The following is a 14,319-nucleotide window of genomic DNA, read 5'->3' on the forward strand; positions in this document are numbered from 1 at the left end:
TGTGGGGTGGGGATATTTTAATCGGGCGCGAAGCTTACGAGCGGCAGGTGTCGGCCTGCGCCGGGAACTGCCCGACGCACCAGTTCGCCCACTTGCGCTTCACCTGGGCGCGCTGGCCCGGATCCACCGTGTGCAGGTTGTGGCTGCCGATGGCAGGCCCCTGGGGAGCGATCTCGCGCAGCAGCACGACTACCGCGTCGTGGACCGTCCAGGGCTGGAACTGGCGATCGTGGATGTGTCCTGGCCGGTTGGGCAGGATGATCGATCGTTCGGCCAGCGGCCGGCCGTCACCCAGGTGCGGCACGAGGGCCGGCACGGCGGCCTTGCCCATGCCGACCAGGGCCTCGACGGCATGCGCCTGGGCTTTGGAATCCTTCGTGGTGTCGTCGATGAGCCTGGATACGGTAGCTGCATCGGGATGCATGGAAGCCTCGTTTCCGCGCACGGCCGACACCGGCAGGACAGCCAGGGCCAACGCCGTTGCAGCAGCCAGCAGCATCGTTTTCATGACCTGGAAGATTACCACCGAAGCCCTGCCGATTGGGCTAGCATTCGACCTGCCGCGCAAACGCTGGCAGGAGGTAACCGCTTGGCGATGAAACGATTCCTGGCATCCTTCGTCGCACGGCGTGGCATCGGCGGCGACGCCAACGCAGCCTTCCGCGTGCCGACCATCGCAGCCGACGAACTTCCCCTCGAAGCCGTCTCGCATCCGCCCTCCGACAACGACGTGCTGATGCACGAGCACGAGTGGGCCCAGTTCGAACTGCTTCCCGCCACCCGGCTGCCCGAGATCCGCCGGCAGCTGGCTGCCGTGCGCGTCGCGGCGGGCGTGAACGCGGTGGAAGGTGGATGGTCCACGCCGCATCCGAGGCGGTTGCAGCGAGGCGTGGTGCTGGCGGGCCCTGAACCACTGCGTTTGCTGGAAAGGACGCTGAAACTACCCGCCGGTGTCGCGCCCACCCTGTTCGCCAGGCAAGGCGTAGCCGGACGGCTAAGAGGCGGCTTCAGTTTCCCCGTGCATCCACAGGCCACGCTATATGGCTACGTCACGGCGCATCATGTGCCGGTGCTGGGACTGCTACCTGGCGACTCGGCTGACGATGCAGCCTTGTTCAGCGCACTCAACCTGTTGCCGCAGGCGTGGGGCCTGGTGTTGGTGGACTGGTGCGCGCAACGCGTGCTTGGTCGCGACGGCCTGCTGCTGTAACGCAACTGATACACCCATCGCTGGCGTTTTCACACAAAGTGCCGCGCCTGGCTTGCCGATGGGTTTCCAGTGCGTGAAATTCTCGTGGATGCTTGAGCCGCATTCTCAAGATCTGTAACAGCGATGAGTCGGTTCGATGATCCGAACGTCGCATCGGTGGCCTTCATGACGCCTGACGCCATCACGTATGTCATTGACTTATAAATTATTTTTTAAATCATCCGGGCGATCTCCGGGCACGGGCACGGTTGTTGCTCCTTTTGCTTCCGTCAGCGGTTGCCTTGCGTTCGGTGACCGTCGAGAACAGGGGGTTCGCATCCGCTACATTCTCCGGAGGTTTCATCATGCGCAAGACTCTCCTCGCCACGGCTATCGTCGTTGGCATCGGCTTCACCCTGCCGGCCCTGGCCGACGACACCCTGACGGGCGGCGCCGGTGCCAGTGCGCAGCGCCATTCGTTGGCGATACAGGACTCGGGCAACGACAGCTCGAGCAACCACAACAACAACTCCAGCACGCATCTGCGCGACGACTCCAATTCGTCGACGGGCGATAACCGCAACAACGACGGCCACGCATCGGCCAGCGGCCTTGGCGCAGCCTCGGCCAACAACGGTGGTACCGCCACCTCGAATGCTTCGGACGCATTCAATACGTCAAACGCGATCGCCACCAGCAGCTTGAGTGGCGAAGTCACCGACATCCGCATCCATGACATCGGCAATGTCGCCAGCAACTGGGGCAACGCGAACGGTGGCAAAGGTGGTGACGGCGGCGCGGGGCTGGGCGGCATAGCGGCCGGCGCACGCGGTGGTGACGGCGGCAACGGTGGTCGGGCACGTGCCAACGGTAGTCATGCCGGTGGTTCGGGTGCGGACAGTGGCGATGCGGGCGGTGCCAGCCTTGCCGGTGGCAGCGAGAGCAACGGCTCGAACGCAACACACATCAGGACGCGTGAACGCGGTGCTGGCGATAACTCCGGTTCGCCCACGGGCGGAACGGGCACCTGGTCGGCCACCGGTGGTACATCCGGTGACGGCACGGGCACCAGCGGCTCAGCGACCAGCACGGGCGGTACGTCCGGCGATTCGCTGGCCAGCGGCGGTGCGGGCGGTGCCGGCGGTGCCGGCGGCTCGAACACCGGTGGTGCGGGCTCAGGCGGTGCGGCTGGCAACGGCGGCGCTGGCGGCACGAACTCGGTGTCGGCAGGTACCTTCAACGCCTCCAACACCATGACCGGTGCGGCATCGGCAGCAGCTGGTGTCACCGTGATCGCGCAGAACAGCGGCATGGCGTCGCTGATCCAGCAGAGCGTGAACGTGCAAGCCAACCTCAACGTTGGCGGGCAGTAAGCCAAGAAGCTTGCCACGGGGCGCCCCCGGACGCCCCGTGGTTTCCCGTCTGCGTTAAGGAGAACTCCATGCCAGTCAAATCCACCCTTGCCATCGCCGCACTTGCGATGTGCGGGCTGTGCCACGCGGGCAGTCCACCGCCGACGGCCAACGTCGACCTGGGAAAGAGCGTGGACGACAGCAAGCTTGCCGCCGCCAGTGGCGGCGCCGACATCATCAGCCGGCAGCAACTATCGGGCACCGTGGGCGACAACAGCGTCGACCGAGCCATCACCGGCAGCAACTCGATTTCCGGCAGCGCCTTCGAAAGCACCGCCGGCATCCCGATGGTGATCCAGAACAGCGGCAACAACGTGCTGATCCAGAACGCCACCATCGTCAACGTGCAATTCCAACCATGAAGAAACACGCGGCCTGGTGTCTCGTCGCGCTGGCCCTGGCGGGATCCGCCCAGGCTATCGATGTGCCCGGTGCCCAAGGCATTACCTACCGGCTGGCCGTGACCAGCCTGAAGGAAGCCCGCTTCCGCCAGACCATCCGCCAGCAGTACGACTTCTCCTGCGGCTCTGCCGCGGTGGCCACCTTGCTGACCTACCAGTACGGCTACCCGGTGGACGAAAAAACCGCTTTCGCCGAGATGTACAACAACGGTGACCGCGCGAAGATCAACCGCGAAGGGTTCTCGCTGCTGGACATCAAGCTGTTCCTCAGGCAACTCGGCTTCGAGGCCGACGGCTTCGAGGTACCGCTGGACAAGCTCGTTTCCGAAGGCCTTCCGGCCATCGCGCTGATCGACAACCGCGGCTACCACCACTTCGTGGTGATCAAGGGCGTGTCCGACGGCCGCGTGCTGGTGGGCGATCCGGCAACGGGTACGCATTCCATGTCGCGCGCACGCTTCGAGGATATGTGGAAGAGCCGGTTGCTCTTCGTCATCCACAACCGCCGGGACCTCGCCGTCTTCAACAATCCCGTCGACTGGCGTACATCGCCCATGGCGCCGCTGGCCAGCGGCATCGACCGCCGCGGCCTGGACACCATCACCCTGCCCAAGCGCGGGCCGGGTGACATCTGAGTATCCGATCATGAACACACGCCTTTGCCTCGCTCTCGCCATCCCGCTCGCCATTGCAGCGGTTCCCACGCAAGTCCGCGCCGCCGACCGCTGGGGCGGCATCGATCGCTGGACCCCGGTGAGCGATGCAAGGCTGGCCCAGGCGCGCGGAGGCTTCGACATCGGCAACGGCCTGATGGCCTCGTTTGGTTTCGATCGCACGGTGACCATCAACGGCGTCACCACCACGATCGCCAATGTGCAGATCCCGGACATCGCCAAGATGACGAAAGACCAGGCCCAGGCGCTTGAAGCCGCCACTCGCGCCCAGTTCGTGCAGAACGGCCCGGGCAACGCGCTAACGGCACCCATCGTGGCTCCGCCGTCCGGCAGCACCACCACGACCACGCAGGGGCAGGCTTCCTCCACCGTCAGTGCATCGCCGAGCAGTGGTGAGGCACCGGAAAGCACGCTGTCGTCCACGACCGCTCCATCCAAGGGCCAGGCGCCGGCCAAGGCGACCACGCCCGACAGCGTGGCGACCGCCGCGATAGCCGCGCCAGCCGTCGCCGCGGCCACCCAGGCCATCGGCAACAGCGCCACCGTGATCCAGAACTCGCTCGACAACCAGACCATCCAGGGCTCGACCACGCTGACCACCACCGTCAACTCGCTGAGCACGTTCCACAGCATCAATTTCCAGGCAGGGCTGCAAGACGCGCTGATCCGGTCGCGCTGAAGGCAGCGAACGATGAAACGACCACCACCGGGAGGGGGAGATGGCGCTTTCCAGGACAAGGAAAACCGTGTTCGCGGCAAGCCTGGGGCTTGCCGTGGCCGGCGGCGGGGCGGGCGCGCAGCAAGCACCCGCCGGTAACGCCGCCCCCAGCTCGCCGGCAGCGCCGGTGAGTGAAGTCGTGCGCCAGAAGGTCGTGGCGCAGGGCGAAGAGATCGAAGCCACGCGCCAGCGCATCGCAGCGCAAGCCGAGCAGCTGGACGACATGCGCAGGCAATTGGCCAAGCAAGAGGCCGACTTGCAAGCCCTGCGGGCAGCGGTCGGTTTACCCACGACCACCGTCACCGTCACCGCCCCGCGCAACCGCCAGGTCTCGGCGGCCGACGAGCAGGCCGCGGCATCGGCCGGGGCTCCAGTGGTACAAAACACGCGCCAGGTTGGGCGTGCGCCGGAAACCCAGGAACGTCCGCCTGAAGTGGCACCCATCTTCGACCAGCCCGGCGTGCTCACGCCCAAGGGCCGGTTCATCCTGGAGCCGTCCTATCAGTTCGGCTATTCGTCGGCCGACCGCGTGGCGCTGGTGGGCTACACCATCATCCCGGCGATCCTGATCGGCCTGATCGACGTACGCCAGGTCAAGACCACCACGCAGACAGCGGGGCTAGCCGTGCGCTACGGCCTTACCAACCGGCTGGAACTGGAATTGCGGGTGCCGTACGTCGATTCGCATACCGACACCATCAGCCGCGAGATCTTCACCGGCACCGCGCAGGACAATGCCTTCGGCGCCAACGGCAAGGGCATCGGCGATATCGAGGCCACCGCCCGCTACCAGCTCAATGATGGCGGGGCGGACAAGGCCTACTACGTCGGCTGGCTGCGGGTGAAGTCGCGCACGGGCAAGGATCCCTTCGAGGTGGTCACCGACTGTGTCACCCGCTGTGTGGAGAATGCCACCGGTACCGGCCTGCCACTGGAACTGCCGCGAGGCTCGGGCTTCTGGTCGGTGCAACCGGGTGTGACCTGGCTGTTCCCCTCCGACCCGATCGTGCTGTTCGGCAATATCAGCTATCTCTATAACTTCACCCGCAACAATGTCAGCCGCACGGTGCTCGCCGCCGGCAAGCAGGAGCTGGGCGATATCCATGCCGGCAACATCGTCGACGTAAGCCTGGGGATGGGCCTGGCCCTGAACGAGAAAATGTCGATGAGCATTGGCTACGACCAGGCGCTGGTGGCCGCCACCACGCAGAATGGCAAGCGCCTGCCCGGTTCGGTACGCACGGTGCTCGGCACGCTGCTGATCGGCGGGTCCTACCGTTTCAACGACAAGCGCACCCTCAACGTCACCCTGGGCGTGGGCGTGACCCGCGACACCCCCGACGCCAACCTCACGGTGAGGGTGCCTTTCGCCTATTGATAGGGCCGTCCAAACGACCTGTTAACGCCTGGCGTTGCAGTGAATTCACGATCCAGGTCGTATGATTGTGATCGTTGGCTCTCCGATGAATGGTGAGCAAACGAAGCGGACTTGAAATATCTCGATGGGGAACCATTTCCCTTTTCGAGGATCAAAGTTCTCAGACCGTCGTGATGGCGGTAAGCGGCAGGTAACCCTACGGGGCCCTGCCAGGGGTCGGCCCACCTTTCCCCTAAGGTCGCCGGCTAACAAAGCCCCGCCAGCCCCTCCCCTGGCTCGCGGGGTTTTTTTTGCCTGCGATTTTAGTAAGCAAGGATGAAGGACTAGGAGGACACTGGCATCGGCGAAGGACTACACAACGAGGGGGAATATCCCTGCATGATTGGGAAATCCCGGAGGCCGGACTCGCGGCATAATCCTTACAGGCGATCCGAAAGCAACGGAGGTCGAAGGAACGGAATTCGTAAACGTGCGACGAGATTCCCGTCGCAGGAAAACATGAACAAGGAGATGTTCCATGGCAAGCAACTTCAAGGCGTCGACGCGACGCCAGGCCACCATCCAGGCCAAACCGACACGCCGCCGCAGCATTGGCCGTCCCGCTGCCGACGCCGAATCCATCGGCCGTGAGGGCCTGATCGAAACCACCTGTCAGCTTCTGCGCGAGCTGCCCCCCAACCTCATCACCCGGGCCGAAGTGGCGCGCCGCGCCAACGTCGATCCGTCGCTGATCCGCTATTACTTCAACGATCGATCCTCGTTGCTTGAGGCCGCCACCGAACGCATCACTGCGGCATTCAGTCGCAGCCTGGCCAAGGCCGCCACCAGCCGGGGCACGACGGCCGACGCGCGGGTACGGGCAAGAATCAACGCCATCTTCGATCTGATCGGGGAGTATCCCTTCTTCCAGCGATTGTTCGTCGAGGAACTCTCCGATAGCCCCTCGCATGCGGGCGACAAGCTGCTGCGCAAGCTGGTGCTCGAGGCCATCGGAGACCTTCGCCAGGTGGTCAACGAGGGCGTTCGCGCCGGCGAACTGAAGGCCACCAACCTGCCCTTCCTGTTCGCCTCGATGCTGGGCCTGGCCGAATTCGCGGCCACGGGAGGTACCGTGCTGAACATGGCAACGCAAGGGAAGCTCGACCAGGCCACCGCAGCGCGGCGTTATCGCAACTACGTCGGCGACCTGCTGATCGGCGGCCTACGCGCCGGTTGAACACCCACCCGTTCCGGCCGCCGGGGCACGTACCCAGGCGGCCGGAACATCCGTTGCAGATGCAACTACCTACCGCGGCCGCGCGGCGTGGCCGCTTTCTTCGCCGACTTGCTGCTGGCAACCTTCCGGACGGCTTTCTTCTGCGCCGATTTCTTCGCCTTCGCCGAACGGGTGGTGGCCTGCTTGAGTGCGGGCAACGGCGCCGACGAGGGGCCTGACGGCTTTTTCTTCGCCGCGGCGCGCCGCTGGGCGGATTTATCGACCTTCGGCTTGGGTTTGAGCACTGGTGGCTTAGGGGCACGGGTCTTCTGCGCCGCCACCGGGCGCCAGGTATGGCCGCCGCTCAAGGCCAGCAGGGTGTCGGCTGCCGCGGGGCCCGCACTGCCCGACGCATAGTTGGGGAATTCCGACGGTGTGCGGCTGGCCCAGGCCTCCAGGAGCGGCTGCACCGCGCGCCAGGAGGCTTCCACCATGTCGGCGCGCTGGAACAGCGTGGCGTCGCCCGTCATGACGTCGTACAGCAGCGTTTCGTAACCCACGTTGGCCTGGCGGGGAAACCAGTCGGCATAGTTGAAGTCCATGCGCACCGGGGCCAGTTCCATCTTCGGCCCCGGTCGCTTGACGTCGAATTGCAGCGAGATGCCCTCGTTCGGCTGGATCTGCAGCACCAGCCAGTCCGGCCCGAAGGCGTCCATGTTGGTGCCGCGGAACGGCGCGAACGGGGCGGACTTGAAGCGGATCGCGATCTCGGTGGTGCGGCGTGCCAGGTGCTTGCCCGTTCGCAGGTAGAACGGCACGCCAGCCCAGCGCCAGGTGTCGACGGAGAGTTTCATCGCCACATAGGTTTCCGTCGGCGAATCCGGCGCTACGTCGGGCTCGTCCCGGTAGGGACGGGCCAGGTCACCATTGACGGCACCGGGGCCGTACTGGCCGCGGACAGCGTCCTCCACGCTCACCGGCCGGATAGCCTCGATGGCCTCGGCCTTGCGTGTACGCACCGCCTCGGCGGCGAACGACGACGGCGGTTCCATGGCCACCATCGCCACCAACTGGAACAGGTGGTTGGGCACCATGTCTCGCAGGCAACCTGTTTGTTCGTAGAAGGAACCCCGGGCTTCCGCGCCCACGGTTTCGGCCACGGTGATCTGCACATGGTCGATGCGGTCGCGATGCCAGATGGGTTCGAAAAGCCCGTTGGCGAAACGGAAGGCCAGGATGTTCTGGACCGTTTCCTTGCCAAGGAAATGATCGATGCGATAGACCTGTTCCTCGTTCAGGGACTTTAGAATCCGCGCGTTCAGGGCCTGTGCCGACGGCAGGTCGTGCCCGAAGGGCTTCTCGATCACCACGCGGCGCCAGCCGGCTCCGTTGACGTTCTCCTGGGTAAGTTTTGCACCATGGAGCATGTCGATGACGGGGCCGAAGAACCGCTCTGGCGTGGCCAGGTAGAACAGCACGTTGCCCTGGGTGCCGAAGCGGCCGGCGATGGTTTCCAGCGTCTTGCCCAGGCGGCTATAGGTAGCCGTTTCGTCGAACTCGCCCAGCACCAGCGACATGCGCTGGGTGAGCCAGGTCCATGCTTCCTCGTCGACTCTGGCCAGTTGCTCCTCGCTGGAGGAATTGGCCACGAAGCTATCCATCGAACGGCGCAGGTTGCGCTTCCAGATGACGTCTGAGTCGCTGCCATGGTTGACCCCGATCAGCGCGAAGTCATCGGGCAGCAGGCCACTGCGCCGCATGTTGTACAGCGCGGGCACGACCAGCCGCGAGGTAAGGTCGCCGCTGGCCCCGAAGATCACCATGGCGCATGGATTGGCCTGCGGCGGCCGGCCGGCATCGCCGGCCCGCGAAGTGGTTGCATCTTTGGGCAGCGTCGATGTGCGTTTGGCCATCGGGGGATCTCCGTGTAGTGAGCTTGGCTAACTGATGTTGGCGGCGTCCAGGCCCTCGCGCGACTTCGCGGTGACGCTGGTGGACCGGGCAATACTATAGGCGGCGTTGACGAGCGCTACGTGCGAGAAAGCCTGCGGGAAATTGCCCAGCTGGCGTTTGGCTACGGGATCGTATTCCTCAGCCAGCAACCCCACGTCGTTGGCCAGGCCCGCAAGGCGTGCAAACAAGAGGTTGGCGTCATCCATGCGGCCGAGCATCACATAGTTCTCCACCAGCCAGAAACTGCAGGCCAGGAACAGGCCCTCGCCCGGCGCCAGGCCATCGACGCCGGTGGCGGTGTGGTAGCGCTTGACCAGGCCGTCCATCAGCAGCTCGCGTTCGATCGCCGCCACCGTGTTGGCCACCCTTGCATCGTCCGCCGGCACGATGCCACAGAGGGTCACCAGCAGCAGCGAGGCGTCCAGTTCGTCCGAGCCGTAGGACTGCACGAAATACTGCCCCTCCGGATGCACGCCATGTTCGAGAATCTCCTGGCGCAGTTCATCGGCGAGCTTCGACCATGCCGCGCGTTTTTCCGGCGGCAGTTGTTCGTTGGGACTGTCGGCCGATCGCCGCAGGGCCAGCCAGGCCATCGCCCGTGAGTGCACGAAGCAGCGCGGACGGCCACGGATTTCCCATATGCCTTCGTCCGGATCGTTGAGCACCTTGGCCAGGTGGTCGATGAAAAGCACCTGGAGGGTGTCGGCGGCGTATTCGTGGTCGAAGTCGTTCGGCGCTGAAAAGATGCCCGAGCGGATGGCATGGTCGAACACGCCCACCATCTCGCCGTAGATGTCCATCTGGAACTGCTCGCTGGCCGCGTTGCCGATGCGCACGGGAGCGGAATTCTCATAGCCGGGAAGCCAGGGCAGTTCGTGTTCGTGCATGCGGCGCTCGCCGGCCACGCCATACATGATCTGGATCTGGTCAGGCGCCCCGGCAATGGCGCGGCGGATCCAGTCGCGCCAGGCCACGGCCTCCTCGTGGTAGCCGGCGTTCATCAGCGCCGTCAGTACGAAGGTGGCGTCCCGGGCCCAGCAGTAGCGGTAGTCCCAGTTCCGCTCGCCACCGATCGCTTCGGGCAGCGACGTGGTGGGCGCGGCGATGATGGCTCCCGTGGGGAGATACGAGAGGCCCTTGAGGGTGATCAGCGAGCGATGCACCAGCTCTGCCCATTGTCCCGTTTCCGGGCAGCCGCGTGACCAGCCCGCCCAGAACGCCTCGGTGGCCTCCAGCGCTTCACGCACGTCGCGCGCCTCGGGCATGGGCAGGTACGAGCGACCATATTCGAGTGAGAACGGAACCGCTTCGCCGGCGCTCACGGTGAAGGTGGCGACACTGCGCATGTCGCGTCCCTGCACGGTGACGGGACTGCGCCGCACCAGCAGGTCGGGCCCGGCGATGGCACGCAGGCTGCCGTCGTCCATGCCCGTGACCCAGGGGATACTGCGCCCGTAGTCGAAACGGATCACCAGTTCCTCATGCATGTCCATCGAACCCCGGAGGCCCTCGACCACACGCATCACGCCGACACGTTCGCCATCGACGGGCATGAAATCGATCACGCGCACCGCAGCGTCGGCCGTTTTCCAGGTGGTCTCCAGCACCAGTCCGCCGTCGCGATACCGCCGCGAGCTGCGCGCGGCAGGATCCAGTGGCGCCAGCAACCAGCGGCCGTGCCCGCTGCTCCCCAGGATCGCCGCGAAGCATGCGGCGTTATCGAAACGCGGCAGGCAGAGCCAGTCAATCGAGCCGTTGCGGCAGACCAGGGCAGCCGACCGGCAGTTGCCGATCATGGCGTAGTCTTCGATCCGAGCAGCCAAGGGGCGTTCCTTGCGGGGAGAACGCCAGCCAGTGTAGCGACGCTGATGTAAGCGCGGCGTGTCCTTCGGCTTTCCTTACGGTTTCAGCCAGCGGCAGGCAGCAGGGCCACCATCGCCCGCCCGGTCTCGGTCTCGGCCATCACCACTTCGCTTGCCCCTTGTGTCGCCAGGTGCACGGCAGGTTCCGCATCGTGGGCACGCGCCACGATGAAAAGGCCCGGATGCTTGGCACGCGCTACGCGCACCACCTCGCCCGCCTCGAAGGGGTCGGGGATGGTGACGATCAGCGCGGCAGCGCCGGGCAGGTTCAACACATCAAGGACGTCGTCGCCCGAGGCCTGGCCAAGCACCGCTTCCACGCCCTGCGCCCGGAGCTCCGCCACGCGCTCGTCGACGACGTCCACCACCAGCACCTGGCGACCGGCGGCACGCAGGTCCTGTACCGTGGCTCGGCCCACGCGACCGTAACCCACCACCACGACGTGGCCTGCCAGCCCCGTGACCACGAAGGGAATGTCCGTGACCGGTTCGCTGGCCGGTTCCTCGCGCAGGCGATCGAGCCACTTGAACATCAGCGGATTGACCAGGATCGAAACGATCGCCGCGGCCAGCAGGATGTCGCGCGCGGGACCGGAAAGGAAACCCAGGCTCACGCCGAGACCCGCCAGGATGAACGAGAATTCACCGATCTGCGCCAGGCTGATGCCAATGGTCATGGCTGTGCGTTTTGGACGTCCAAACGCACGCACGATCACATAGGCCACCAGGCCCTTGCCGAGGGTGATGATCAGGAAGGCTGCAAGCACGGTAAGGGGGTGCTCGAGCAGCACGTGCCAATTGAACAGCATGCCGATGGACACGAAGAACAGCACGGCGAAGGCATCGCGCAGTGGCAGGGTGTCTTCCGCCGCCTGCTGGGCGAGCTTGGATTCGCCCATCATCATGCCGGCCAGGAACGCGCCCAATTCGAACGACACGCCAAACAGGTGCGCAGCCCCGAAGGCGATGCCCAGCGCGATCGCCAGCACCGCCAGGCGAAACAGTTCGCGCGAGCCGCTATACGCCACGAATTTCAACAGCCACGGGATGAAGCGCTTGCCGACAATCAGCATCAGGGCCACGAACAGGCCCACCTTGCCCAGGGTGATGGCGATGGTCACCCACAGGCTGCGACTGCTTTCGGCCTGCTCGGGCGAGCCCACGCTTGCCAACGCCGGCAGCAGCACCAGTGCAAGCACCATGGCGAGGTCTTCGACAATCAGCCAGCCCACCGCGATGCGGCCACGGGATGTTTCAAATAGATGTCGCTCTTCGAGCGCGCGCAGCAACACCACCGTGCTTGCGACCGACAAGGCCAGCCCAAAGACAAAACCCTGCGCCAGCGGCCAGTCCAGGGCCCAGCCCAGGCCCATGCCCATCACCGTGGTGACTGCCATCTGCACCAACGCGCCGGGAATGGCTACGGCTTTTACTTCAAGGAGGTCTTTCAGGGAAAAATGCAAACCCACGCCGAACATCAGCAGGATCACGCCAAGTTCCGCCAGTTCCTGGGCCAGGTGCGCGTTGGCGACATAGCCCGGGGTGAAGGGCCCGGCCACCACGCCTGCCAGCAGATAACCGGCCAGGGCTGGAAGCTTCAACCGGTGCGCCGCCATGCCGAAGATGAACGCCAGGACCAAACCACCCACCAGGGTGAGAATAAGCGGCTGGGCATCGTGCATGGAACCTCCGTGGCGAACCTATGGGCAATTTAGCCCCATTATGGCCGCGTTTTTAGCGGTTAAGCACTGCCAGGAAGTCGCGGCCGTAGCGCTTGAGCTTGGCCTCACCCACGCCGCTGATCTGCGCCATGTCGTCTTCGTTGGCCGGCAGCGCACGCAACATCGCAAGCAAGGTTGCATCGTGGAAGATCACATAGGCCGGCACGCCGTGCTGACGGGCGAGCTCGCCGCGAAGTTTTCGCAGTTCGTCCCACAATTCCTGTTCGGTAGCCTCGATGCCCAGCGTGGCAGCGCCCGCCGCGGGTTTATCGCGCGTCCGGCGGCCGCGGGCGGGACGGGCGTCCTCGCGCAGCTGTACCGACCGTTCACCCTTGAGCACGGCGCGGCTGTCGTCGGTGAGCCTGAGCGTGCCGAACTCGCCCTCGGCTTCGAGCAGGCCCGCCGCCAGCAGCTGCCGGAACACCGACCGCCATTGCGTGGCATCGAAGTCCTGGCCGATGCCGAAGGTGGTGAGCCGGTCATGGCCGAGCGAGGTCATGCGCTCGTTGTCCTGGCCGCGCAGGATATCAATGACATGCCCGGCACCGAATCGCTGGCCACTGCGGTAGACGGCCGACAGTGCCTTTTGCGCCGCCACCGTGGCATCCCATGTCTTCGGTGGCGAAAGACAGTTGTCGCAGTTGCCGCAGGTGGGCGGCGCCGCCTCGCCGAAAGCTTCGAGCAACAGTGCGCGGCGGCAGCGCGTGGCTTCGGCATATGCCAGCAGCGATTCGAGCTTCTGCCGCTCCACGCGCTTGCGATCGTCGCCGGCCTCGGACTGGGCGATCATCTGGCTCATGGTCACCACATCGGCCAGGCCGTAGATCATCCAGGCATCGGCGGGCAAGCCGTCACGGCCGGCACGGCCGGTTTCCTGGTAGTAGCCTTCGATGCTGCGCGGAAGATCAAGATGGGCCACGAAACGGACATCGGGTTTGTCGATGCCCATGCCGAAGGCCACCGTGGCCACCATCACCACGCCGTCTTCGCGCAGGAACCTTTGCTGGTTGCGCGTGCGCGTGGCGGCATCGAGGCCCGCGTGGTAGGGCAACGCTTCGATGCCGGCGTCGGACAGCCATGCCGCAGTGTCTTCCACTTTTCGCCGGCTAAGGCAGTACACGATGCCAGCCTCGCCACGATGCGCGTCGAGGAAATCCTGCACCTGCCGGCGCGGGTTGCCGCGCGGCGCGACGTGGTAGCGGATATTGGGTCGATCAAAGCTTGAAAGGAAAACCTGTGCGTCCTGCAGTGACAGGCGCTCGATGATCTCCTCGCGCGTACGATGATCGGCGGTGGCTGTAAGGGCGATGCGGGGTACATGGGGAAAGCGTTCGTGCAGTACCGCCAGCTGCCGGTATTCAGGCCGGAAGTCGTGTCCCCATTGCGACACGCAATGTGCTTCGTCGATAGCGAACAAGGCCACTTCCGTACGCTCGAGCAATGCCAGGAAGCGCCCGGTGAGCAAGCGTTCCGGCGCCACGTACAAGAGGTTCAGCGAACCTGCGAGGAACTGCCCTTCGACATCGCGTTGTTCTTCAGCCGACAGGCTGGAGTTCAGTACGGCGGCGGACACGCCGGCCTCGACAAGCGCGTCTACCTGATCCTGCATCAGGGCGATCAACGGCGAGACCACGATGGCCGTGCCCGCGCGCATCAGTGCCGGCACCTGGAAGCACAGCGATTTGCCGCCACCGGTGGGCATCAGCACCAGGGCGTCGCCGCCTTCGGCGACATGGCCGACAATGGCTTCCTGCTGGCCGCGGAAGCCGGGATAACCGAAGACGGATGAAAGGATATGGTGGGCGGAAGGCTGCAT

The 14,319-nt window shown here is 65.1% G+C and carries 12 protein-coding genes; 7 read left to right on the forward strand and 5 right to left on the reverse strand.

The window, feature by feature from the left end; all coding sequences use genetic code 11:
- Positions 1–34: 34 nt before the first annotated feature.
- On the reverse strand, positions 35–508 hold the full coding sequence (locus NDK18_RS05935) for a hypothetical protein (protein ID WP_250627311.1): 474 nt from the start codon (positions 506–508) through the stop codon (positions 35–37).
- A gap of 87 nt (positions 509–595) precedes the next feature.
- Between NDK18_RS05935 and NDK18_RS05940 the strand changes: the two genes are divergently transcribed.
- From NDK18_RS05940 to NDK18_RS05970, 7 genes are all read left to right on the forward strand, one after another.
- A complete protein-coding gene (locus tag NDK18_RS05940; RefSeq protein ID WP_250627312.1) occupies positions 596–1,210 on the forward strand; it encodes a hypothetical protein in 615 nt (204 codons plus the stop codon).
- A 344-nt stretch (positions 1,211–1,554) separates the two neighbouring features.
- Positions 1,555–2,562: a hypothetical protein gene (locus NDK18_RS05945; protein WP_250625230.1), complete on the forward strand. Its 1,008-nt coding sequence runs from the start codon at positions 1,555–1,557 to the stop codon at positions 2,560–2,562.
- Positions 2,563–2,630: 68 nt separating this feature from the next.
- Positions 2,631–2,963 (forward strand): hypothetical protein, encoded by a 333-nt coding sequence (locus NDK18_RS05950; RefSeq protein ID WP_250625229.1) that lies wholly within the window; start codon positions 2,631–2,633, stop codon positions 2,961–2,963.
- The gene (locus tag NDK18_RS05955) at positions 2,960–3,637 is read left to right on the forward strand and encodes a C39 family peptidase (RefSeq protein WP_250625228.1); all 678 of its coding nucleotides are present in this window, start codon (positions 2,960–2,962) and stop codon (positions 3,635–3,637) included. The genes NDK18_RS05950 and NDK18_RS05955 overlap by 4 nt, the downstream gene beginning before the upstream one ends.
- Before the next feature lie 10 nt (positions 3,638–3,647).
- On the forward strand, positions 3,648–4,355 hold the full coding sequence (locus NDK18_RS05960; protein WP_250627313.1) for a hypothetical protein: 708 nt from the start codon (positions 3,648–3,650) through the stop codon (positions 4,353–4,355).
- Positions 4,356–4,395: 40 nt separating this feature from the next.
- The gene (locus NDK18_RS05965; RefSeq protein WP_250625226.1) at positions 4,396–5,772 is read left to right on the forward strand and encodes an acetate kinase; all 1,377 of its coding nucleotides are present in this window, start codon (positions 4,396–4,398) and stop codon (positions 5,770–5,772) included.
- 517 nt (positions 5,773–6,289) lie between these two features.
- Complete coding sequence (locus tag NDK18_RS05970; protein WP_250627314.1) at positions 6,290–6,988, forward strand: TetR/AcrR family transcriptional regulator; 699 nt, start codon at positions 6,290–6,292, stop codon at positions 6,986–6,988.
- A gap of 65 nt (positions 6,989–7,053) precedes the next feature.
- On the opposite strand, the gene zwf is transcribed toward NDK18_RS05970, so the two are convergent.
- The 4 genes from zwf to recQ all read right to left on the reverse strand — a co-directional run bounded on the left by zwf (position 7,054) and on the right by recQ (position 14,319).
- Positions 7,054–8,790, reverse strand: coding sequence for a glucose-6-phosphate dehydrogenase (gene zwf, locus NDK18_RS05975; protein ID WP_250627656.1), 1,737 nt, complete (start codon positions 8,788–8,790; stop codon positions 7,054–7,056).
- 117 nt (positions 8,791–8,907) lie between these two features.
- Positions 8,908–10,743 carry a glycoside hydrolase family 15 protein gene (locus NDK18_RS05980; RefSeq protein ID WP_250627315.1) on the reverse strand — a complete coding sequence of 612 codons (1,836 nt, stop codon included), beginning with the start codon at positions 10,741–10,743 and terminating at the stop codon, positions 8,908–8,910.
- Positions 10,744–10,826: 83 nt separating this feature from the next.
- Positions 10,827–12,464: a cation:proton antiporter domain-containing protein gene (locus NDK18_RS05985; RefSeq protein ID WP_250625223.1), complete on the reverse strand. Its 1,638-nt coding sequence runs from the start codon at positions 12,462–12,464 to the stop codon at positions 10,827–10,829.
- Between the two features lie 52 nt (positions 12,465–12,516).
- Complete coding sequence (recQ, locus tag NDK18_RS05990) at positions 12,517–14,319, reverse strand: DNA helicase RecQ (protein ID WP_250625222.1); 1,803 nt, start codon at positions 14,317–14,319, stop codon at positions 12,517–12,519.

It is taken from the genome of Pinirhizobacter soli, assembly GCF_015905305.1.
In the GTDB taxonomy this organism is placed as follows: Bacteria; Pseudomonadota; Gammaproteobacteria; order Xanthomonadales; family Rhodanobacteraceae; genus Pinirhizobacter; species Pinirhizobacter soli.